Annotated in this window: 21 protein-coding genes; 8 read left to right on the forward strand and 13 right to left on the reverse strand. The window is 47.6% G+C overall.

Annotated elements, in window-relative coordinates; translation table 11 throughout:
• Positions 1-79 precede the first annotated feature (79 nt).
• Positions 80-2,332 carry a ribonuclease E gene (rne, locus tag N39L_RS18700; RefSeq protein WP_014276026.1) on the forward strand — a complete coding sequence of 751 codons (2,253 nt, stop codon included), beginning with the start codon at positions 80-82 and terminating at the stop codon, positions 2,330-2,332.
• The gene (locus tag N39L_RS18705; RefSeq protein WP_006619960.1) at positions 2,329-3,024 is read left to right on the forward strand and encodes a ribonuclease HII; all 696 of its coding nucleotides are present in this window, start codon (positions 2,329-2,331) and stop codon (positions 3,022-3,024) included. The genes rne and N39L_RS18705 overlap by 4 nt, the downstream gene beginning before the upstream one ends.
• On the opposite strand, the gene N39L_RS18710 is transcribed toward N39L_RS18705, so the two are convergent.
• Genes N39L_RS18710 through N39L_RS18720 form a run of 3 tightly spaced genes read right to left on the reverse strand, consistent with a single transcriptional unit; the run spans position 2,995 to position 4,084 of the window.
• Entirely contained in the window at positions 2,995-3,210 is a 216-nt protein-coding gene (locus N39L_RS18710) for a hypothetical protein (RefSeq protein ID WP_043468398.1), read from the reverse strand. The genes N39L_RS18705 and N39L_RS18710 overlap by 30 nt on opposite strands.
• A 20-nt stretch (positions 3,211-3,230) precedes the next feature.
• Positions 3,231-3,419 carry a hypothetical protein gene (locus tag N39L_RS18715; RefSeq protein WP_035735631.1) on the reverse strand — a complete coding sequence of 63 codons (189 nt, stop codon included), beginning with the start codon at positions 3,417-3,419 and terminating at the stop codon, positions 3,231-3,233.
• 44 nt (positions 3,420-3,463) lie between these two features.
• Positions 3,464-4,084 (reverse strand): DUF1997 domain-containing protein, encoded by a 621-nt coding sequence (locus N39L_RS18720; protein WP_014276029.1) that lies wholly within the window; start codon positions 4,082-4,084, stop codon positions 3,464-3,466.
• Between the two features lie 325 nt (positions 4,085-4,409).
• On the opposite strand from N39L_RS18720, the gene pheA reads away from it, so the two are divergent.
• Positions 4,410-5,264, forward strand: a complete 855-nt coding sequence (gene pheA, locus N39L_RS18725) for a prephenate dehydratase (protein ID WP_006619098.1) — start codon at positions 4,410-4,412, stop codon at positions 5,262-5,264.
• A gap of 552 nt (positions 5,265-5,816) precedes the next feature.
• Here pheA and N39L_RS18730 read toward each other — a convergent pair.
• The 9 genes from N39L_RS18730 to N39L_RS18770 form a co-directional block, all read right to left on the reverse strand.
• The gene (locus N39L_RS18730) at positions 5,817-6,458 is read right to left on the reverse strand and encodes an LON peptidase substrate-binding domain-containing protein (protein WP_006619097.1); all 642 of its coding nucleotides are present in this window, start codon (positions 6,456-6,458) and stop codon (positions 5,817-5,819) included.
• Between the two features lie 105 nt (positions 6,459-6,563).
• Positions 6,564-6,881, reverse strand: a complete 318-nt coding sequence (gene rpsJ, locus N39L_RS18735) for a 30S ribosomal protein S10 (RefSeq protein WP_006619096.1) — start codon at positions 6,879-6,881, stop codon at positions 6,564-6,566.
• Between the two features lie 136 nt (positions 6,882-7,017).
• Positions 7,018-8,247, reverse strand: coding sequence for an elongation factor Tu (gene tuf / locus N39L_RS18740; RefSeq protein WP_006619095.1), 1,230 nt, complete (start codon positions 8,245-8,247; stop codon positions 7,018-7,020).
• 109 nt (positions 8,248-8,356) lie between these two features.
• Positions 8,357-10,450 carry an elongation factor G gene (gene fusA / locus N39L_RS18745; protein WP_014276030.1) on the reverse strand — a complete coding sequence of 698 codons (2,094 nt, stop codon included), beginning with the start codon at positions 10,448-10,450 and terminating at the stop codon, positions 8,357-8,359.
• Between the two features lie 68 nt (positions 10,451-10,518).
• Positions 10,519-10,989: a 30S ribosomal protein S7 gene (rpsG, locus tag N39L_RS18750; protein WP_006623904.1), complete on the reverse strand. Its 471-nt coding sequence runs from the start codon at positions 10,987-10,989 to the stop codon at positions 10,519-10,521.
• A gap of 124 nt (positions 10,990-11,113) precedes the next feature.
• Positions 11,114-11,488, reverse strand: coding sequence for a 30S ribosomal protein S12 (gene rpsL / locus N39L_RS18755; protein ID WP_006619092.1), 375 nt, complete (start codon positions 11,486-11,488; stop codon positions 11,114-11,116).
• A 204-nt stretch (positions 11,489-11,692) separates the two neighbouring features.
• The gene (locus tag N39L_RS18760) at positions 11,693-12,022 is read right to left on the reverse strand and encodes a HesB/IscA family protein (protein WP_006619091.1); all 330 of its coding nucleotides are present in this window, start codon (positions 12,020-12,022) and stop codon (positions 11,693-11,695) included.
• Between the two features lie 152 nt (positions 12,023-12,174).
• A complete protein-coding gene (locus tag N39L_RS18765; RefSeq protein ID WP_014276032.1) occupies positions 12,175-12,585 on the reverse strand; it encodes a phosphomannose isomerase type II C-terminal cupin domain in 411 nt (136 codons plus the stop codon).
• A gap of 279 nt (positions 12,586-12,864) precedes the next feature.
• The gene (locus N39L_RS18770) at positions 12,865-15,306 is read right to left on the reverse strand and encodes a phosphodiester glycosidase family protein (protein ID WP_006619089.1); all 2,442 of its coding nucleotides are present in this window, start codon (positions 15,304-15,306) and stop codon (positions 12,865-12,867) included.
• Positions 15,307-15,645: 339 nt separating this feature from the next.
• Here N39L_RS18770 and gltB point away from each other — a divergent pair, with 339 nt between their 5' ends.
• Positions 15,646-20,355, forward strand: coding sequence for a glutamate synthase large subunit (gene gltB, locus N39L_RS18775; protein ID WP_014276035.1), 4,710 nt, complete (start codon positions 15,646-15,648; stop codon positions 20,353-20,355).
• Here the strand turns inward: gltB and N39L_RS18780 are convergent.
• Entirely contained in the window at positions 20,331-20,606 is a 276-nt protein-coding gene (locus N39L_RS18780; protein WP_014276036.1) for a hypothetical protein, read from the reverse strand. The two genes, gltB and N39L_RS18780, sit on opposite strands and share 25 nt — an antisense overlap.
• A gap of 285 nt (positions 20,607-20,891) precedes the next feature.
• On the opposite strand from N39L_RS18780, the gene N39L_RS18785 reads away from it, so the two are divergent.
• The 4 genes from N39L_RS18785 (at position 20,892) to N39L_RS18800 (ending at position 23,447) form a co-directional block, all read left to right on the forward strand.
• Positions 20,892-21,233 carry a hypothetical protein gene (locus tag N39L_RS18785; protein ID WP_014276038.1) on the forward strand — a complete coding sequence of 114 codons (342 nt, stop codon included), beginning with the start codon at positions 20,892-20,894 and terminating at the stop codon, positions 21,231-21,233.
• A 41-nt stretch (positions 21,234-21,274) separates the two neighbouring features.
• Positions 21,275-21,922: a lysozyme inhibitor LprI family protein gene (locus tag N39L_RS18790; RefSeq protein WP_014276039.1), complete on the forward strand. Its 648-nt coding sequence runs from the start codon at positions 21,275-21,277 to the stop codon at positions 21,920-21,922.
• Between the two features lie 74 nt (positions 21,923-21,996).
• Positions 21,997-22,638, forward strand: coding sequence for a hypothetical protein (locus N39L_RS18795; protein WP_014276040.1), 642 nt, complete (start codon positions 21,997-21,999; stop codon positions 22,636-22,638).
• 86 nt (positions 22,639-22,724) lie between these two features.
• On the forward strand, positions 22,725-23,447 hold the full coding sequence (locus tag N39L_RS18800) for a hypothetical protein (protein WP_014276041.1): 723 nt from the start codon (positions 22,725-22,727) through the stop codon (positions 23,445-23,447).
• Positions 23,448-23,484: the final 37 nt, after the last annotated feature.

Raw genomic sequence — 23,484 nt, forward strand, 5'->3', positions numbered from 1 at the left:
GTAGGGGCGGGTGTTAGATATGCCATTGGAAACAGGACAAGACTGCTGCACCCGCCCCGCCAAGTTTTGAGGAAATTAAATGTCCAAGCAAATTATTATTGCAGAGCAGCATAGGATAGCTGCAGTTTTTTCTGAAGATGAGATTCAAGAACTTGTGGTGGCCACCGGAAACCAACAAGTTAGTGATATTTATTTAGGAATTGTTGAAAATGTCCTGCCAGGAATAGACGCGGCTTTTGTCAATATTGGCGACCCCGAACGTAACGGATTTATTCATGTTTCCGATTTGGGACCACTAAGATTAAAGCGATCGTCCGGTTCCATTACCGAACTATTGATGCCTCAACAAAAGGTTCTAGTCCAAGTGATGAAAGAACCCACCGGCACCAAAGGACCAAGATTAACAGGGAATATTACCCTACCAGGACGCTATCTCGTCTTAATGCCCTATGGCCGAGGTGTAAATCTATCTCGCCGTATCCGATCAGAAGCAGAACGCAATCGTCTTAGGGCCTTAGCGATTTTAATTAAACCCTCTGGTATGGGTTTATTAGTCCGAACCGAAGCTGAGGGTATGGCAGAAGATGCCATTTTAGAAGACTTAGAAGCCCTACAAAAACAGTGGGAAGAAGTCCAACAAGAGGCTACCTCGACCCGACCTCCCGCTCTACTCAATCGAGATAATGATTTTATCCAACGGGTGCTAAGAGATATGTATAGCACCGAAGTTAATCGCATTGTTGTAGATTCCGCTGATGGCATTAAACGAGTTAAACAGCATTTGGTCAACTGGAGTGTTGGTAAAACTCCCCAAGGAGTCTTGATTGACCACCACCGAGAACGTATCCCTATCCTTGAATATTTCCGCGTTAATGCTGCTATTCGAGAAGCACTACGCCCTAGGGTAGATTTGCCCTCCGGAGGATACATTATCATTGAACCAACAGAAGCCTTGACCGTCATTGACGTTAACTCCGGTTCCTTTACCCGTTCGGCGACTTCTCGGGAAACTGTCCTCTGGACTAACTGTGAAGCGGCTACCGAAATCGCCCGTCAACTGCGCCTACGCAATATCGCTGGGGTGATTATTGTTGACTTTATTGATATGGACTCCCGCCGAGATCAGCTACAAGTCCTTGAACACTTTAATAAGGTCTTGAAAGCAGATAAGTCTAGACCACAAATTGCTCAATTGTCTGAGTTGGGTTTGGTCGAGTTAACCAGAAAACGCCAAGGACAAAATATTTATGAGTTGTTTGGCCGTAGTTGTCCCACTTGTAACGGCTTGGGACATCTGATTCATCTCCCCGGAGAGTCAGCAGCCGATACCGCTGAAGCCTCTGAACGATTCATGGTTGGTCCGAAAGGGTTATCTAGCACCCCTGGTTTGGATACCGGAACTCGCACAGCCGCCGTAGACAACACTCGCCGAGTTCAAGCCAATGTGTCTTCTGTATCGTCCGCTGAAACTGTTTATAGGGATGATTCGGAAATAGTTTCTGCTGAAACTGATACAGGAGGTAATTTCCCTGAGTTGGAGTTGCTTAATCATCCCAGTTATCAAGACATTGGCGGTACTAGCAATATCCGCCGCCGTCGCCGCCGTCGCATTGGTGATCTGGAACCTTTAGTGCGTGAGGAAGAGGGAAATCGTGGTAATCTCCGCGTTAACTCGGGTAATACCTACAATGAGACGACTAAGACTGAAACTAATACCGATGTGGCTTTCTCCGGTCGCCAAGAACTTACTGAGCGATTTCCTAAGTCCGTTAAGTCTGATGCGATCAAGGCTATCCCAGAACCTCCAGAGGTCGTAGCTGTGGAAATGACTGGGGATGAACAGGATGTTTATGCGCTGATGGGGATTTCTCCCTTGGTACTCTCTAACCAGTCGGTGAAAAATGCTAGAAATGCGATCGTCACAGTTCGTTTACCAGGTGATACGCCTTTACCTCTGTCCAGCATTTTGGAGGAGGAAACCGACACCGCTATCTCCTGGGCTCCAACTCTACCAATTCCTAATGCTGTGACAGTCCCACCTGCTGAAAATCTGATCTCTCAAGATGACCAAAACCTCGTTTATAATCATGTAGAAGATACAACTGACGATTCTGAAGAGTCCCCAGAAATCACAGAATCTATCGAGGTCATAGATCCTAGTGATCTCACAGTCACAGATATTAATGATGTCACAGATCCTAATGATGATATCGACGATTCTGATTATATTTATCCCTCGGAAGATTCGGAAAATTTGGAAACTGAAGGCGACGCTGAAAATACACCTGTTATTCGCCGCCGCCGCCGCCGTTCTTCGGCCGTTTCTGAGTGAGTATCCCCAGCTTTACCTATCAACTCCCTCCCGCCTTTGAACAACTATCCTGGACTGCTGTGGCTGGTATAGATGAGGTGGGAAGGGGAGCTTGGTTTGGTCCAGTGGTGGCTGCTGCTGTACAACTGTCAGAAACAACTATCTTGGAACTTGCTGCGGCTGGGGTTAAAGATAGTAAAAAATTGACTCCGACTCTTCGCGCCAGTTTGTCTACTTTGATTAGATCTAAGGCGATCGCCTGTGGAATTGGTTGGGCTTCGGCGCGGGAAATCGATCGCCTAAATATTTTGCAAGCTACCCAACTCGCTATGCGGCGATCGGTGCTTAAATTGGACCCGCCACCGCAATTGTGTTTGGTTGATGGGAACCGACTTATCCCCAATCTGTCTATCCCTCAACAGGCGATCGTCAAAGGGGATAGTCATTGTATTGTCATCGCCGCCTCTAGTATTCTGGCTAAGGTCTGGCGGGATGAACTCATGACGCGCTTAGATCGCACTTACCCACAATATGGTTTAGCCAAACACAAGGGATACGGTACTAAACAGCATAAACAAGCTTTACAATCTTATGGTCCTTGTTTTCACCATCGTTTCTCCTTTGCTCCCGTCCGTCAACATTTGGAGCGGGAGGCGGGTTCAGTAGGTTGGCTGTGGGAATCATCACCGACTGGGGAAACCCCCCACCAATAAGCACTGGGGGCGGGCGATCGGAAGTTGGCTGCTGGGAATCATCACCCGACTGGGGAAACCCCCCACCAATAAGCACTGGGGGCGGGCGATCGGAAGTTGGCTGCTGGGAATCATCACCCGACTGGGGAAACCCCCTACCAATAAGCACTGGGGGCGGGCGATCGTAAGTTGGCTGCTGGGAATCATCACCCGACTGGGGAAACCCCCTACCAATAAGCACTGGGGGCGGGTTCAGTAGGTTCGCTGTGGGAATCATCACCGACTGGGGAAACCCCCCACCAATAAGCACTGGGGGCGGGTTCAGTAGGTTCGCTGTGGGAATCATCACCGACTGGGGAAACCCCCCACCAATAAGCACTGGGGGCGGGCGATCGGAAGTTGGCTGTGGGAATCATCACCGACTGGGGAAACCCCCCACCAATAAGCACTGGGGGCGGGTTTAGTAAGTTGGCTGCTGGGAATCATCACTGACTGCGGAACCCGCCCCTACTATAACTTGACTATTGGGTTGTGTAGCCATTCCTTGATCGGCAACCTCACAAGTCCATCGCTGATAATCTGATAGTAAATTGTGCATTAATCGCTGTTTTATGGTTAATAAAACGCTTTTAAGCAAACCGTTTCCAGTGGCTTCAATAATCGGTTGAGGAGTTAGCGACAACGGGTAGGGGACTTCCACCTGTACCTCAAGATCCGCTTGACCCCTTAGATAGGTGATACCATTGATTTTATACGGCGCTAATCTACCATATAAGTTCAGCGAAAACCTCTGGTTAATGTATTCAATACCCCGAATTTCACAACCCTGCGATCGCAACCTTACAGTTCCATTGGCCAAAGCTGATACTTTCATATCTACTGTCGGTTGAATGGTCATGGTCATAAATGACAGAGGACGCATTTTTAACCGAAAGCAGTCCGCCTCCAACCTCTCTAACCTATTTGGATCAACTAAGGCGTTCACCAAACGTCGAGGCTGACGCAAATAGTGCTGGATCGGAATCGTTTGCTCACCTACCGCAATTTCCAACGATTGGGAAGCTGTAAATCTATTAAGCATAGGAGACCGTATAAATCAACAGTTGTTAACCTACATTAACAAAACTTAACTTTTTTTAATGTGACTGACATCACCCCAAGTCCTCAAGTAGTCTTAGATTATTCTTAGATTGGGGTTTTGGCGTTCAGTTTTTCCATCATAACGGTCATATTCATGAGAATCTTGTAAAGAATTACAACAAGCTCAATTCCTGAGAGTGCATTTATCCCTACCCTACTTGTCCTAAGTCAGCCAAGTTCAACTAAATAGACCCGGTTGGACCCCTGTTTCAGTTCCCCCAAACCTCACACCATAGCAACCTAAATTTAATTGATTAGTGGTTAAAATGACTGTCTCTATTGCTCATTTGGGCCCCCCAGGTACTTATGCTGAGGCGGCGACTCTGGTTTATGCCGATTATTTAACCCAAACTACAGGACATAAGCCTTTACTTTGTCCTTATCCTAGTATCACCCAAACTCTACAAGCCGTCGCTAACGGTGATGTCACTCTGGGAGTTGTCCCCGTCGAAAATTCTATTGAGGGTAGTGTTACTATTACCCTTGATGCTATCTGGAAGCTAGATCTAATTCGGATTCAACAGGGCCTGGTTTTACCTATTTCCCACGCTTTACTATCTAACGCTCAGGAATTAGCAGAGATTAAAACTGTCTACTCACACCCCCAAGCCTTGGCTCAGTGTCAGGGATGGCTCGAAAAATTTCTCCCTAATGTTCAGGCTATCCCTACTAATTCCACTACAGAAGCACTCCAATATTTGCAGGACACTACTACCGCTGCGATCGCATCTGGACGCGCTGCTGAACTTTACCAGTTACCTATTTTAGCTCATCCAATTAATGATTATCCTGACAATTGCACCCGATTTTGGGTCGTGAGTTTACAGCCTTGGCCTGGGGGGAATTATACTTCCTTAGCTTTTAGTGTTCCCGCTAATGTTCCTGGGGCTTTGGTCAAACCATTACAGATTTTTGCCCAACGCAATATTAATCTAAGTCGCATTGAGTCCCGTCCTACTAAGCGATCGCTTGGTGATTATTTGTTCTTTATTGATATTGAGGCTAACACCGATCATCAATCAGTGCGCGAGGCTTTGCAAGAACTCAAAACTCACACCGAAACTCTCAAAATTTTTGGCAGTTATAGCATTCTTAACCATCAACCACAATCCCCATGTTGATTTTTTCTTCAAAAAAAAAATTTAATCGCGCCGCCCGTGGAGGGGTTGACAGGTCGCGGGAAATCATGGTAAGCTGGGAGGTAATCCCTGATAATGGGAGGCATGACTAAAATATTTTAAAAGCACAGATTTCCATTATATAAATATAGTACCCCAACTTCCCCAGTAAGTCAAGCCCCCCTTGCCCGGTGAGGCCGGGCGCGAGGGGGTTGATTTTTTTTTCAACAAAATTTAATCGCGCCGCCCGTGGAGGGGTTGACAGGTCGCGGGAAATCATGGTAAGCTGGGAGGTAATCCCTGATAATGGGAGGCATGACTAAAATATTTTAAAAGCACAGATTTCCATTATATAAATATAGTACCCCAACTCACCCAGTAAGTCAAGCCCCCTTTCCCGGTGAGGCCGGGCGCGAGGGGGTTGATTTTTTTTTCAACATTTGAGATGCACAAACAAACCCAAGGGGAGACCGTTAAGGAAAAATCCTCCCGCCGTGCCCTAGAGACAAGGGCTGCCTTGTCTCATGAGGCGGGCTTGGTCTGTCAACTACTCCCCTAATTTAGGGCATCCTTTAACACAGTTCTAGCAGCTAAATGATTGCGAGTTGAAGTCAGAATTTCAGCTTCCCTTTCCAAACGAGCTACAGTATCCTGCATTTCTAAGAGCATCTGTTGTTCCGATGCCACCCCATAGAGGTTACTAGCAACCCAGTAGGATAACTCTGTGGGTAAATCAGGAATATCATCCGGTAATTCGATCGGCTGATCCATTAACTTACTGGAAAGATGAACCACATCTCGCAGTAAATTAGCCACATCCTGAGCCAAAGGTCTCAGATCAGCCGTTGGTGGCTCATCTTCGATCCATTCCACCAAACCAACCAGATAAGGCTTTTCCCGGACAGCTTCAAGGACCCGAAATCGTTGTTGTCCCAAGGTCACAATTTTCATGCGATCATCGGGTAAACGCTGATACTGAATCACCTCAGCACAGCAGCCCACCGAAGCCACTTGTCCTTGAGTAGGATCGAACATCAACACCCCAAAGCGACGATCGCCCTCTAGGATAGTGTTCATCATAATTCGATAACGGAACTCGAAAATATGTAAAGGTAGCGGCCTATGTGGAAACAGAACCACTTCCGGTAGAGGAAACAGGGGAAGTTCTCGAACAGCAAGAGAGGAAGATGATGCCATTGTCCCTTAGTACAGTGTGCGCTTCTTTCTTTATACTTTAGCTGATTTCGGACGACCCCTGTTTTGATCACCCCATATATTAAAGAGCGATCGCCCCTAGTGCCCCTACAATTTCACCTCAATATCGACACCCGCAGGTAAATCTAGTTTCATGAGAGCATCAATGGTTTTTGAGGAGGGTTGATAAATATCAATAATGCGGCGGTGAGTCCGGGTTTCAAAATGTTCTCGTGAATCCTTATCAACGTGGGGAGAACGTAGGACACAGTAAATGCGTCGTTTAGTCGGTAAAGGAATCGGACCGAGGGCTGTAGCTCCGGTGCGGTTAGCCGTATCGACGATCTTCTCGCAGGAGGTATCCAGTAAGCGGCGATCGAAGGCTTTAAGACGGATGCGAATTTTTTGCTGCTGAATGGTAGCCATTGTCTAATTGTTGAGTTTTCGAGGTTCAGTTGAATTGAATAAGCAAGAGGAGAGGGAGCAGAAAAGTGTCCTCAACTCGGATCACTTTCCTGCCACTCAATTGATCAGTTCAGAATCTAGCGATCGGATTCTAGTTCTAAGCCAGAATCTTAGCAACTACACCCGCACCAACAGTACGGCCACCCTCACGGATAGCGAAACGCATCCCTTGCTCAATAGCGATCGGGCAGATCAGTTGCACAGTCATATTAATCCGGTCGCCAGGGATAATCATTTCAGGAGTGCTGCCATCATCAGCAGTAAACTCATCAATAGTCCCGGTTACATCGGTAGTCCGTACATAGAACTGAGGACGATAACCTTTAAAGAAAGGAGTGTGCCGTCCGCCTTCTTCTTTTTTCAGGATATAAACTTCCGCCTCAAACTTAGTGTGGGGAGTAATTGATCCGGGTTTAGCAATTACCATACCCCGTTGAACATCATTTTTCTGAATACCCCGCAGGAGTAGACCGACGTTATCTCCCGCCATCCCTTCCTCAAGAGTTTTCTGGAACATTTCCGCCCCAGTTACAGTAGTGGTGCGGGTATCCTTAATTCCAATCAGTTCAACAGTTTCACCAACCTTGACTTTACCCCGTTCGATCCGGCCTGTAGACACCGTACCCCGGCCAGTAATCGAGAAAACATCTTCCACAGCCATCAAGAAAGGCTTATCGATAGCGCGCTCAGGAGTGGGGATATAAGCATCCACCTCATCCATCAGAGCATGAATTTTGTCAACCCAGTCATTTTCACCGCGAGCAGTTTTCGGGTTTTCTGTCAAAAAGTCCAATGCTTTCAAAGCAGAACCAGAAACAATGGGGATATCATCACCGGGGAAATCATAGGAACTCAGAAGTTCGCGAACTTCCAATTCTACCAGTTCCAGCAGTTCCTCATCATCTACCATATCGGCTTTGTTCAGGAAAACCACGATACTAGGAACCCCTACCTGTTTCGCCAGCAGGATATGTTCACGGGTTTGAGGCATGGGACCATCAGCCGCCGAAACCACCAGAATCGCACCATCCATTTGGGCTGCACCAGTGATCATATTTTTCACATAGTCAGCGTGTCCCGGACAGTCAACGTGAGCATAGTGGCGTTGTGCAGTTTCATACTCAACGTGAGCCGTATTGATGGTAATACCCCGCTGCTTTTCTTCAGGAGCAGCATCAATATCATCATACTTACGAGCTTTAGCCCCACCAGACGCAGCCAATGTCATGGTAATAGCAGCAGTCAGCGTTGTTTTTCCGTGGTCAACGTGACCGATAGTACCAATGTTAACGTGAGGTTTGTTCCGTTCAAATTTTGCGCGTGCCATATTATTGTTTCGTTTGTTCTTCTAGTAATCAGTGATCAAGTTTGAGATAGGAGTTTGAGTGCGATCGCCGCGATCAAAATTCACGCTAACACCGCCTACATCCTAATCTCTAGTTACCTTTGCTCTTGGCAATGATAGTTTCTGCCACACTCCGAGGCACCTCTTCATAATGGCTAAACTCCATCGAGAAGACCCCCCGGCCTTGAGTTTTCGAGCGGATATCCGTCGCATAGCCAAACATCGTCGCCAGAGGAACCTTAGCCACTACCTTGGCAATTCCCTGACTCTGATCAGTTTCCTGACCCTCAATCTGACCACGGCGGGAGTTGAGATCCCCGATGACATTCCCAATGAAATCATCGGGAACTTCCACCTCAACTTTCATCATCGGCTCCAACAGCACCGGTGAAGCCTTGGTGACACCATTTTTGATCGCCATGGAACCAGCAATCTTAAAGGCCATTTCCGAGGAATCAACGTCATGGTAGGAACCATCCACCAGAGTGGCTTTGACATCGATGAGGGGATAACCAGCAATCACACCGGACTCGCAGGCTTCCTTCATTCCCTGTTCCGCCGGATTGATATATTCCCTGGGAACAGAACCCCCAACAACTTTGGAGACAAATTCAAATCCACTGCCCGGCTCACCCGGTTCCAATTCAATCACAACGTGGCCATACTGACCCTTACCACCACTCTGACGGATGAACTTTCCTTCCGTGCGAACTGACTTACGGATCGTTTCACGGTAAGCCACCTGGGGGGCACCAATGTTAGCTTCCACCTTAAACTCTCGTAACATCCGGTCTACCAGAATTTCCAGGTGTAGTTCACCCATCCCAGCAATTACCGTTTGGTTAGTCTCCGAGTCAATTGATACCCGGAAAGTCGGATCTTCCTCAGATAACGATTGCAAAGCCTTGGAGAGTTTCTCCATATCCTGTTTGGTTTTGGGTTCCACCGCCACCGAAATCACAGGCTCTGGGATATATAACGACTCCAGGATAATCGGGTTCGCCTCATCACAGATTGTATCCCCAGTCAGGGTATCCTTGAGACCCAAAGCAGCTCCCAAGTCCCCGGCTCGGAGTTCTTCGACCTCAATGCGTTCATCAGACTTGAGAACGATCAAGCGAGAAATCCGCTCTTTCTTGTTCTTAGTAGCATTGTAGATGTAACTTCCTTTCTGGAGAACACCCGAATAGACCCGCACAAAAGTCAAACGTCCATAAGGATCAGCCATCACTTTGAACGCTAAAGCTGATAGCGCTACATCATCATCCGCGTGGCGAACTGCCTCTTCACCGTCCGGTAGTATCCCTTTGATCGGAGGAACTTCTGTAGGTGCCGGAAGATAGTCTACCACAGCATCCAGAAGCCTTTGAACACCTCGGTTTTTGAAAGAAGAACCACAAATTACCGGCACAATTAAGCCTTTAATTGTTCCCTGACGTAAGCTATGACGAACTTCTTCTTCCGTGAGAGCGTCCCCACCTTCCAAATACTCGAGATATTTCTCCATCAAAGCCTCATCCGTTTCGGCTACAGCTTCTAGGAGTTTTTCCCGATACTCGGCTACCAAATCTTGGACTTCCTCTGGAATCTCATCACTGATTTGGATATCAGTTCCCAGGTCATTGGTGTACAGATAAGTCTTCATCGCGACTATATCTACCAAGCCGTGAAAGTCACTCTCACGACCAACAGGAACCTGGATTGGTACTGCATTAGCTCGCAAGCGATCGCGGATTTGACCATAGACCTTAAAAAAGTCCGCTCCGGTGCGATCCATTTTGTTAATGAATGCAATTCGGGGAACCTGATAACGTTCAGCCTGCCGCCAAACCGTTTCTGACTGAGGCTGTACGCCACCGACAGAACAAAAAACTGCAATCACCCCATCAAGAACCCGCATAGACCGTTCTACTTCAATGGTGAAGTCAACGTGACCAGGAGTATCAATGATATTAATGCGATGATCTAGCCAACTGGTACTAATGGCGGCAGCCGTGATGGTAATACCACGCTCCCGCTCTTGAGCCATCCAGTCCGTTACAGCAGTTCCTTCATGAACCTCGCCCATTTTGTGAACCACACCCGAATAGAATAAGATTCTCTCCGTAGTGGTTGTTTTGCCCGCATCGATATGGGCTGCGATGCCGATATTACGTACTCTCTCAAGCGGGATGGTACGTGCCACAGCTACCTCCTTTTTAAACCTTTATTAAGATTTTATACGTTTCTGGAACTGACTGCTAATCCAATATTCTAATACCGATAATGGGCGAAGGCTTTGTTGGCTTCTGCCATCCGGTGCGTTTCTTCCCGCTTCCGAACTGCACTCCCGGTTTCATTGGCTGCATCCATCAGTTCTGATGCTAGTCTACTAGCCATCGATCGCCCTGAACGAGTCCTCGAAAAGTGAATCAACCAGCGTAAAGCTAAGGTCGTTCCCCGTTCGGAACGCACTTCCATCGGAACTTGATACGTCGCTCCTCCCACCCGGCGAGCCTTAACCTCTACCAAAGGAGTCGCGTTTCTAACCGCTTTTTCAAACAGTTCTAGCGGATCAGATCCCGTCCGTTCCTCAATAGTAGCCAAAGCATCATAAACAATGTTGTGAGCCACAGATTTTTTTCCGTGTCTCATGATGCGGCGCACCATCATACTCACTAAGCGACTGTTATACCTAGAATCAGGAGGAACCGGACGTTTTTGAACAACTCTACGACGAGACATACTAATTTTTCCTCAACACAATCTCAAGTTTATGCCGGGCCAGCAATACTTACAATAACCCATGTCAACCAGACCCGCCCCTAAAATTAGGCTGCCAAAATTTGGGTTAATTCATACTCCGATCCTAAGCCTTCGGGCGTTTCGCTCCATATTTGGAACGACCATTACGACGATCTTTGACCCCGGCTGTATCCAAAGTCCCACGAATAATGTGATATCGAACGCCTGGTAAGTCTTTCACCCGACCGCCTCGAATCATTACTACGGAGTGTTCTTGTAAGTTATGACCAATACCCGGTATATATGCTGTAACTTCAAATCCTGAAGTCAAGCGCACCCTTGCTACTTTGCGAAGTGCTGAATTCGGTTTTTTAGGTGTTGTAGTATAAACACGAGTACAAACGCCTCGACGTTGCGGACAACTTTTCAGGGCTGGAGACTTGGTTTTTTTATCAGTCTTTTCTCGTGCAGAACGAATTAGTTGCTGTATAGTGGGCATGAGTTACGACATAATCTATGAATTCGGCAATTTTAGGGGTTACGGTATCTCCACTGAAATAGCCCTCCCCGATTTGGGGATGGGATTTTCCTTTCTATCTATAAGTTAGATTCTGATACCCAAAACTTTATTTTAAACGATCTAACTGCTTTTGGCAAACTTTTTTTGAAAATACGGAAGCGAATGGGACGCAACCCTCTCATATCAGGACTTGAACACAAAAGAGTGACCACAGCTACAGGTCTTGGCTGCATTGGGATTATCGAACCGGAAGCCTCCCCCCATTAGATCCTCTGAATAATCTAGGGTTAGTCCCGCCAGGTAGGGAGCTATTTCGCTATCAATCACTATCCTAATCGAACCACACTGATAAACCCCATCATTGGCTGTGGCTTCTGGTTCCCAACCGAAGGTATAAACCCACTCACAACACCCCCCAGACTTCACTCCTAGTCTAAACAATAGGTTGGAGTCATTCTTCCTAGACTGTTGTCGTAGAACTTCATTAGTGGCAGATTGGGTCAGATGAATCATATTTAACACATATAACACATAACCGATCGCTGAGGCTCGACCATAAGCACCCTGTATTTTTGGTCAAGCCGTAATTATACAGCTAGGGTCGGCAATTGCACAAGTCAAGCTAATCAAAGCCGTCTCAACTCATAGGAAGCCGAATTTTAAGGTTAGCGACCGCGAGAGTAGTCATCCTGAAAACGAACAATGTCATCTTCCCCTAAATACTCCCCATTCTGAACCTCAATCAAAACCAGAGGTATCACGCCGGGATTTTCTAGGCGGTGGGTGGTACATTGAGGCACATAAGTAGACTGATTAGAAAACAGTACCTCTTCATGATCGCCACAGGTAACTCTAGCAGTACCGGAAACCACAATCCAGTGTTCACTGCGATGATGGTGCATTTGTAAGCTAAGGCGATGGCCTGGGTTTACCTCAATGCGTTTAATTTTGTAGCCGGGTCCTTCTTCTAATACTGTAAAAGAACCCCAAGGCCGTAACTCAGTTGGCGATGGTAATTGGGGAATTGTGTTGGGGAGTGGAGGTGCAACTTGAGGATTTTCTTTGATGGCTACCATAACAATCTGTCCTTGAAAAAATAGGAGAAATCTGGGAATAGCTCAGGGTTTGAGGTGATCGAGATTCGATCCTTTACATTGAGCTAGTGGTGCGTCATAACGATATGCTTTCGGTCAAACCAGCCAACTAGGGGCTGTGACGCACGCAGACTACCAATCACCATAGCAAATTTATGAGGCAAGATGTCACTGTTGGGAGACCAGAATGCCCTGATTTCGACCAAATTTTATCAAAACTTTACTGTCGTTACTTATAGCTTTACATACAAGTCTGAATTTCTAAGGGGATAAGAACACACCCAGGGCATTGTGAATAGGGGCGGCGGTTTGAGGAGGGCGATCGAGTAGATACCCACCCAAATAGAGACCCGTGGAACTACCACCGTCCAAATTGAGAGCATCAGTAGCCCCCAACTGTTTCATTATGAGTGATAATTCAGCCAGAGAGGGTCCGGGACCAGCCAGACGAGGATGGACTACGACGAATAAAAGCGATACTCCTGGGGAGTCGCTGGGCGATCGCCCTCCGGTGTTAGTTTTCAGACCGACGGCACTGCGGATAGCTCTTTGAGTATTAAAAGCATCACTAAAGTTTTCGGCTATAGCATCTAGGACTACTTCGTTGCGCCGGAGTAACAGAGGACCAGCCCCCAGAATATGGGGATATTCAGTAAAATCGGGCGGATTAGTTTCATAGACGAGTTGCACCGGTCGGGGTTGGTGTTCTGTCTGGGTGCTAGGGGGACAAACCAACCCGATACACTGGGTTTGATCTAGGCCGAGGGCTAAAGCTATTTCGGGTTCATTTCGCAGAATTAGTAAATGGCCATCGTCGGGAATAGGGACGGCTGAAAAGTTAATCGAGTCGAGAACTTGGTGACTAATAAGGGTTTCCCCTTGCACAGTGATAGCAATTTCTCTGGGAGTAAAAGGGCTATAGGTGTTTCCCCAGTCAGAAGTATAGCGAGAGAGTCCCCGTTGAATAAAGGCACTGTTGAGGCGACCGAGGGGGATAGGTTCACCAAGGTCTGTTAACAAGGTTTGTGAAAGTTCGAGGCGATCGATAAAAAATTGGTTTTGGTCTGTCCAAGCGATCGCCCCCCGGTTAAGAATTGGGCCAGAGAGCCAGCGATTTTGGTGTCTGATGACTCCCAGGGGATATTGATTATTGCGATTGAAAAATCCGCCATTAATGGCGGCGGCGGCTCTGGTACGACTAGCAATATTAACCAAGGGGCTGACACCGGAGCGAGATCCTTCTCGGCTGAGAATCGGTTGTAGGGAAATCCCCGGGTTATTTAAGTCTATCTCTAACCAAACCACTGGGAAGAGCGCCGCCTCGGAGCCAGTAGAAGAGGCCAAGGGAGGGAGTGCAGATGACCTTTGGTGGGTATTAATATCGACATATTTTTGTTGCCAACGCAGTCCCTCAGCCCAAACTATATTGCGATCGCGCCAAAAATCGGGGCGAATTTCGATGTTGATTTCTGGTAGAACAGCGCTAGATGTTACCACAGGTTGCCACCCGGTGGGAGTGCTGAAAATCAGGCGAGTTTGCTGGTTCTGGGAATCTACCCATAACCCCATTAAATTTGTCCAGAGATCTGATGAACTCTCGGAGGGGGTGAGAGATTCGATATTATTACCAGGTAAAATTACAGAACCGGGTAGCTGGCGCGAGCCGCTACTATTGGAGAGGTGAGGCGATGTAGCCTCCAAGGGAATTGACCACCATACCAAAGGCGGTAGTTCCCGGGGTGGTGTGGGTAAAGGTTGCCTATCCCCTTCATCTTCTAAGTTGGTTTCCTCTGTGGGCTCAGGTTCTGGTTCAGGCTGTGGCGACGGGGGTTTAAGTAACTCTTGCAGAGGGGGGGGAAGATCAGATATATCGAGGTTTTGGGGAGATATGCTGCGCCCAATGATACTGGGAGTTTGCCAATTGGCTGGGTTGTTGAGTCTGACCACAAAACGGCGGCAGAAATTTTCCGAGTTGCGTCCTGGGGGGTTGACGAGTGTTGTAGTGGGGAGGTCGGATAATTCTTGAACCCGTCCGTCGGTTCTGTCACCAGTCGTTTCCCCCAAAGAAGCTAGGGCGACTGTGTAAGGGGGGATGCCGAAATCAGCCCCGCTCAACACCGGATCCGAGGGGCGGGTGTGGGGAGTTGGCTGATTTTTCCCGTGGGATATGTTGCACCCGCCCCTACAAGCACCCGCCACGGGAACACAGAGATTGTCTGCTATGAAATCGGCTTGTACTGATTCAATAGTGCTAGGGGGGGTGACAATTTCGAGACGGTTTCCCTGGATCTGAATTTGCCAATTTTCCCTGGCTGCCAGTTCGCTAATCTCTAGGTATCGGTAGCCAGATTGATATTGTGTAGGCACGTTATGGGAAAATGCAAACCAACTAATGGGCTGTTGTTGGTGGTTATCGGTATCAAGGAGTTCGACTCCCATGGAGTGCATTAAGCCCAAATCGCTAATACCAATAGCAAGGCGGTCTGGTATGCGAGAATCTTGCCACTCTAGCCAATTAACTGGCAAATGTTTTCCGTTGATGGCAATCTCGGTTCCTGATTGAATAGGTTTTGATACAATGGTATACCCCGCCGCTAATGCCACACCCCCGCCGACCCCCCCAGTGGGAGTGCTAAGGGCGGGAGAGGACAACAACCAGAAAAAAGCAGCCAAATTTACAGAAAATCGGGATGAGTTAAACATGAAATCAAAATGTAATCAGATTTAAACTTTTGGGAGTCAAGACCAAAAATCGCGTGTATCCTAGGTAATTATGAGCTATAGCTTGGAATAGGGTACAGGCGGGTTCACAAACAATGGGCGTGGAAATAGAGTCGCGCGTAAGAACCCGCCCCTCGATGCGAAAATTTCGGAGTAAATCAACACGGAGTGCGTCACAATAACGCTTTTGGTTGGTGTTTCTCGTAGCCGGTCGGATGTGACGCACCCTACGAATCTTGGCTACATAATAATACCTAAGGGCATTTCACGGACAACGGACACCAGACAGCAATTTCCCTAGCAAAACCCATTGATCGAGACATGGATAGAAAAGAAACCAATTTCAACCCCCATCAACCCCCTACCCTGAAAGTTCGCCGGTTATCTAACCAGGGAAATAGCCTGGGTACACCCTACGCGGGTCCTCGGTGGCTGGTGGAAGAAAGAGATGCTTGTGGCGTTGGGTTCATTGCAGACCTAAACGGAAAAGCCAACCATAGCATAATTGAGAAAGCCTTAAAAGCCCTAGGCTGTCTGGAACACAGGGGAGGATGTAGTGCCGATTACGACTCTGGGGACGGAGCCGGAGTGATGACTACTATTCCCTGGAAAATACTGCAAGCGGAAGGATATGCGGTGAGTCCAGAGGGTGACTATGGAGTAGGAATGATATTTCTACCCCAGGCGGGTTCTTCAGGGAATGGTTCCCCCAATCAGGAGGTTGCGGAAGCGGACGGTAAACAACAGTTAGCCCGCGATACGATCGCCAAAGTTCTGGAGTCGGAAAATCTGAACCTGATAGGTTGGCGAGTGGTTCCGGTGCGCCCGGAAGTCCTCGGACCGATGGCAGCAGCTAACCAACCCTGCATTGAACAGCTTATTGTTAGCTCAAAAACAGGTCTGGTGGGAGATGACCTAGAACGTCAATTATATCTGGCACGCCGCCAGTGTGGGGTAGCCCTAGAAAAAGAGGGCTTGGTCTGGGGACAAGATATCTACATTTGTTCCTGGTCCTGTCGGACTATCGTTTATAAGGGTATGGTGCGCTCGGCGGTGTTGGGTGAGTTTTACCGTGATTTACAAAATCCTGACTATGAAAGTCAATTTGCGGTGTATCATAGGCGCTTCAGCACTAATACTATGCCACGCTGGCCCCTCGCTCAACCGATGCGGTTACTGGGGCATAACGGGGAAATTAACACGCTTCTGGGTAACATTAACTGGATGCGGGCGCGGGAAGGTATCCTCTCTCATCCGGTTTGGGGCGATCGCCTTTGGGATCTGAAACCTTTTGTGGATGCCAATAACAGCGATTCGGCTAACCTCGATAACGTGATGGAACTGCTGGTGCGGACGGGGCGGGAACCTTCTGAGTCGTTGATGATTATGGTTCCAGAAGCCTATCAAAATCAGCCGCTGCTGAAAGACTATCCAGAAATTACGGACTTCTACGAATTTCACAGCGGAGTACAAGAAGCCTGGGATGGTCCGGCTTTGCTGGTGTTTAGCGATGGTAAACAGGTGGGGGCGTGCTTAGACCGCAATGGACTCAGACCGGCGCGTTATTGCATCACCAAAGGGGGTTTGATTATTGTGGGCTCGGAAGCGGGAGTAGTACAAGTTGAGGAGTCGGAAATTATCGAAAAAGGTCGCCTGGGACCGGGACAAATGATCGCGGTGAACTTGGAGGAGTCGGAAATCCTGAAAAACTGGGATATTAAACGGAAAGTGGCGGGGAAATGCAACTATGGGGAATGGCTGCGAAAATACCGCCAGGATTTGGAGCGGCAACCTTTTGTGGGCACGGAAAATCCTCCTCTTCCTGACCTGGCTATCCAAAAAGCCTTTGGTTACGGTTCGGAAGATGTGGAAATGGTGATTGCGGATATGGCGAGTTTGGGGAAAGAACCGACTTTCTGCATGGGAGATGATATTCCGCTGGCGGTGATTTCGGAACAACCTCACCTGCTATATGACTATTTTAAACAGCGCTTTGCTCAGGTGACTAACCCGCCTATTGACCCGCTACGGGAGCGGATTGTGATGTCCCTAGAAATGCGCTTGGGAGAACGGGGGAACCTGCTGGACCCGAAACCGGAAGATGCGCGGATGCTAAAAATATCATCCCCAGTCCTGAATGAGGCGGAACTGCAAAAACTGGCGGACTCTGGTTTAAAGGCGGTGGGTCTGTCTACTCTGTATCCGGTGGCGACGGGACCGGACGGGTTGCGGTTGGCGGTGGAGGCTCTGTGCGAAAAAGCGATCGCCGCTGTGGCTCAGGGGGCGAAAATCTTGATTCTCAGCGATCGCCACTCGGAGAGCCAATCGCCTTTGAATGGGGAAAATACCTATATTCCGCCTCTGTTGGCTGTGGGGGCTGTCCATCACTATCTGATTGAGTCGGGAGACCGCCTGAAATGCTCGTTGGTGGTGGATACTGCCCAATGCTGGAGTACACATCATTTTGCCTGTTTAATCGGCTATGGTGCGTCTGCTATCTGCCCCTATTTGGCTTTGGCGACGGTGCGACAGTGGTGGTCGGAACCCAAAACTCAGATACAGATGGAAAAAGGGAAAATGCCACCCTTGACGATGGTTCAGGCTCAGGAAAATTATCGCGCGGCGGTGGAAGGGGGACTGTTAAAGATTCTCTCGAAAATGGGGATTTCTCTACTGTCTTCTTACCAAGGAGCCCAAATTTTTGAGGCGATCGGTATCGGGGAAGACCTGTTGAATTTGGGCTTTAAGGGGACGACTTCTCGGATTGGAGGGTTGACTGTGGCGGAGTTGGCGATGGAGGTGGGCCAGTTTCACGCTAAGGCTTTCCCGGAAATGCAAGGCAAAAAGCTGGAAAACTACGGCTTTGTTAATTATTTTAAACGGGGAGAATATCACGGCAATAGCCCGGAATTGGCGAAGTTGCTCCATCAGGCGGTACGCGGTGAGGGGGCAGACCATTACAGCACTTACCAGGCTTACCTGCAAGAGCGCCCGGTGGCGGCGCTGCGAGATTTGCTGGATTTCCAAAGCGATCGCTCTCCTATCTCCATTGATGAGGTGGAACCCATTACGGATATTGTGTCGCGTTTCTGTACCGGGGGGATGTCTTTGGGGGCGCTGTCGCCTGAGGCTCACGAAACTTTGGCGATCGCTATGAACCGTTTGGGGGGTAAGTCTAATTCTGGGGAAGGTGGGGAAGACCCGACCCGGTTTAAGCCTTTGGATGATGTGGCTGATGATGGTATCTCCCCCAGTCGCCCTTATCTGCGAGGGCTGCAAAATGGGGATAGTTGTTCTTCGGCGATTAAACAGGTGGCTTCGGGTCGCTTTGGGGTGACACCAGAGTATCTGATGAATGCTCAGTCTATTGAGATTAAGGTGGCTCAAGGGGCGAAACCCGGTGAGGGGGGACAGTTGCCGGGTAAGAAGGTGAGCCCCTATATCGCTATGTTGCGACGGTCGAAACCCGGTGTCACCCTGATCTCGCCGCCGCCTCATCATGATATCTACTCCATTGAGGATTTGGCACAGTTGATTTTTGACTTGCATCAGATTAATCCGGGGGCTCAGGTGTCGGTGAAACTGGTGGCGGAAATTGGGATTGGGACGATTGCGGCTGGGGTGGCTAAGGCGAATGCTGACTATATCCAGATTTCTGGTCATGATGGGGGGACGGGAGCCTCGCCTTTGTCTTCGATTAAACACGCCGGAGCCCCCTGGGAGTTGGGTTTGACCGAGGTGCATCGGGTTCTGATGGAAAATAAATTGCGCGATCGCGTCCGCCTGCGGGTTGATGGGGGCCTGAAGTCCGGCTGGGATGTGGTGATGGGGGCGCTCATGGGGGCGGAAGAGTTCGGCTTTGGGACTATCGCCATGATTTCCGAAGGCTGCATTATGGCTCGGATTTGTCACACTAATGGCTGTCCGGTGGGGGTGACAACTCAGCGGGAGGATTTGCGGAAACGCTTCCCAGGAACTCCTGACCATGTGGTGAATTTCTTCCATTTTGTCGCCGAGGAGGTGCGATCGCTGTTGGCGAGGTTGGGTTATCGTTCCCTGACTGATTTGATGGGGCGATCGGACCTGCTGAGGATGCGTGATGTACCTCTGGCCAAAACTAAGGGATTGGATTTGGGGGTGTTGATGCAGCAGCCGGTGGCTCCGGGTAATGATTGGTTGCATCATGAACCTGTACACAGCAATGGTGCGGTGTTAGACGACAGCATTTTGGCGGATCAGGAAATCTCTAATGCTATTTCCCATCAGTCCAAGGTTGCCAAAACTTTGGATATTGTCAATACCGATCGCACTGTGGGGGCTCGCATTGCTGGGAAAATTGCTTCTATGTACGGCAATAGTGGGTTCTCTGGAGAAATTGCCCTGAGTTTTAAGGGGTCGGCTGGTCAGAGTTTTGGCGCGTTTAATCTACCTGGTATGATTTTGACTCTCCATGGGGAGGCTAATGATTATGTCGGTAAGGGTATGCACGGCGGCGAGTTGATTATTAAGCCCAGTGATGACTCGACTCTGGCGGCTTTTGAAAATGTGATTATTGGCAATACTTGTCTGTATGGAGCTACCGGGGGCACTCTGTTCGCACGGGGACAAGCGGGTGAGCGCTTCGCTGTGCGTAACTCTATGGGACGGGCGGTTATTGAAGGGGCTGGCGACCATTGCTGCGAGTATATGACTGGTGGGGTGGTTGTGGTTCTCGGTAAGGTTGGCCGTAACGTCGGGGCGGGAATGACTGGCGGTATTGCTTATTTCCTGGATCCGGGTGGGTCTTTCCCCGATTGTGTGAATGGGGAAATTGTCCGCATTCAACGGGTTTGTACGGCAGCCGGTGAGGCTCAGTTGCGCGGGTTGATTCAAGACCATTGCGATCGCACTGGCAGTACCCTAGCTGCTTCGGTTTTGGCTAATTGGTCTGAGTTCCTACCTAAATTCTGGCAAGTGGTTCCCCCTTCTGAGGAAAATACGCCGGAGGTTTCCTCGGCAGCTAGTAATCAAAAGGTTGCGGTTGAGCAGTAGACTCTGGGGGCGGGTGCAGGCGAGGTACTGGTTTTTCCGGTGGCTGCCCTTGCCACCCCTCCCCTTTTCCGAGGTTCTGGGGAATTTTTAAAGGATAAGTTGAGGCGGAAACTGCACAAGGTTTCTAGTAATTGACGACAAGGCGGCGGGGAAATTACCGCTTTCTTTACTTGACCTGAAAAGCGATCGCTCTCCCTCTCAGACACCCCACCCACTAAGCGGAGCATTCCCAAAACTGCCACCCCACCCATTTGTCAATCATTGGGGTCTATTTCTGATATTATTTTTGATATCGGACTGGGCTTTTTCTGAGACTGTAAACGAACTCACAGAAATTAACGCTCGATTCATCGATAGAATTGTTCAAGATAAAGAGAATAGTTCAGTATTTTTGGTAACAGAGTTTATGGCAGGGAGGAGAGAAAAGCAGATGACAGAATATAGGGTTGATTTTTCTAACCCCAATCAACCAAAAATAACCAAGTTATCAACTTGGCGCGAGGACATATCTATTTGATTATAGGGATTTATCAATCATGAAAACTTTAGTTCAGAACATTGTGGCAACTACGGTGAGCATTAGTTTATTGCTACCAACCGCATCAGCCTGGGGTAGACCCCCAGCATTGAGATGGTCTTTTCGCTCTCATCAAATGAGTATTGATGGATGCTTGGATAAAGCCGGTCGGGTTATGCGACAAGAAGGGTTGAGAAATGTCAGAATAAATAGGGAAGGTCGCTATGTGTCTGGTTTACTTGACAATTATGCGATCGATATTCGTTGCGGCTCACAAGAATGGGTTGTTATTGTTACGGGCTACGATAATGATGGGACAGCATTGTGGCGAAATCGATTGAGGGAAGCAATGGCAAGATAATTACTGATTCTAAGTCGTCACAATCTAGGATGGTTAATTCAATGTTAAACAAACGTTATTTATTTGGGGTTTTAATTTATACGGGGACTTACTTGGTTGGGTTTTTCGGGGCAAATCATCAAGTTAACGCGCAGTCTCATTGCGAGGGAATGAATACTCAAGCTGATCTTAGTGCTTGTGCTATAGAAAAATATAGAAATGCAGATGCTCAACTTAATTCTACCTATCAAAGATTAACTTCTATGATTTCTGCTGACCGCAGACAAAAGTTAGTTCAAGCTCAATTAGCTTGGATTCAATTTCGAGATAATCAGTGTTCATTTGTATCGTCTGCTACTCGTGGTGGAAGGGGCGGATCAATGTCTCCAGTGATTGTTTACAGTTGCCTAACCTTATTAACACAAAATCGCACCAACGATTTTAATCACTATATTCAAAGTCAGTTACCTAAGCCTTTAAATGCGAATAACCTTGGACAGAGTGAACGATCAATGAATAGTATGTATCTAACAATAGCAATGAACCTTTCAGGAGAAGCTCAAACCAATTTAAATAGATCTCAAAGTTCTTGGTTCAATTTTCGTAATCTCAACTGCCAATTTGAAGGAACCTTTGCCTCTACTGGTCAAAATTTGTGTTTAACGAGAATGGCTCAAGAAAGGTATGAATCTCTGTATAAAAATCATTAAATATTTAGATTTTGCGAATTTTAATTAATGAATAAAATTACCTAATTTCATCAAAATTATTGATATTACTCGCCATGAAAGCCAACTATAATATGTTCAAAAAAATTATCTTATTAAAACTATCTTTAGTAGGGACTATATGGCTACTACAACAAACGACCCATGCTGGTTCGATTGGGCCGATTGCGAGGTTGATTACATCCAATAGTCTTTATGAATGTCAGACCGATGGAGCTTTTGAAATTATTCTTGGTAATTCTAATATCTGGCATACTTCAGGATTGTTTTCAATGATTTGCTTAAATACCGATGACACAGCACATTGGATTCTTCAATCAACTATAGATTGTGAAGCTGGAGCCTGTAGTTCAGCACTTTTAACTGACTTTTTTGGTTTTCATTATTATAATGTGGGTTCAACAGTTAACAGAACGCAAGTTCCAACTGCTATTTTAGGAAAAAATTGCCAACTTCAGCCGAATCGCTCTGAGCAAAGAAGTGGATGGCTATGTGAACAGCTTATAACTCAAGATGCAATGACCATCACTACGAGAGGTGAAAATGAGCGAATGCATATCCGAGATTTTTTGAACCGCTATAGTCTGGAGACTTTTCAAATTATTAGCTCTAGCATCATTCCTGCTGATGCAGAACAAGCTAATCTCTTGAGAACAAGTCGCCAAAAGTGCTATGGTTCCAGCCAATTCTGTCGTTAAGCCTTTCAAAACTAGGAAGAGCAAACCATCAGTCAGATTGTACTAACGGTTAGCTGCCTATTTAGTCCTCATGAAAAAATAAGACAATGCTACAAACTTCTCTGATTAGAAAAGATAGAAATTTTTCCCTGTATCTAAGTGGGCTTTTAGCTGGAAGTTTGCTATTCGGAATAATAGGCAAGTCAGCGATTGCATCTAATCTAAATAATTTGCCTGATGGGGATTACAGCAGTAATACTTTTGTTCTGCGAAAATCTGGTCCTGTTATTATTGGAGTCACCACAAGAAACTCTCTTTGCTTCCAAGGACAACTAGAAAATGGTCGGATTCGTCAGATTATTCGCGGGGCTTCTGTTGTCTTAGGTGACACTTCCGGAAATTTTTACTTGAGTGAAGCTCCCGTCGAGATTAACTCTCATGAACTTTCCCAAGCTGATCCATCTGCTGAGGATCTACTCAATCAATGTGCAGAAATTTTCCGTCCTTTAGTCAACTTGGGGATTAATCCGGGGATGAGCGACCGTGCGATACGTCAACAACTAGGAAATTTGAACTGGGAACTTTCCAGCGCACAACCCCGTGCTGCGACAGCAGCACTCAGAAGATGGGTTGTTGAACCGAATCGTCGAGGGGTATTCTGTGATCAAGCTGGAAACTTTTGTATTGTGACTTGGCGAAAAGGAAATGCTGAATTATCTGCATTACTGGCTGTGAGTTTAGGGGCTGATCCTCCAGTTGTAGAACTCTGCTTAATAGAACCATCAGCCTTTAATATTCCGTGCGAACTAGGAAATTCTTTGAGAATGTAATTTAAAATTTGAAGCAAACTTGCTCGGCTTAGTGTTC

The organism is Limnospira platensis NIES-39 (genome assembly GCF_026000695.1).
GTDB classification, from domain to species: Bacteria; Cyanobacteriota; Cyanobacteriia; order Cyanobacteriales; family Microcoleaceae; genus Limnospira; species Limnospira platensis.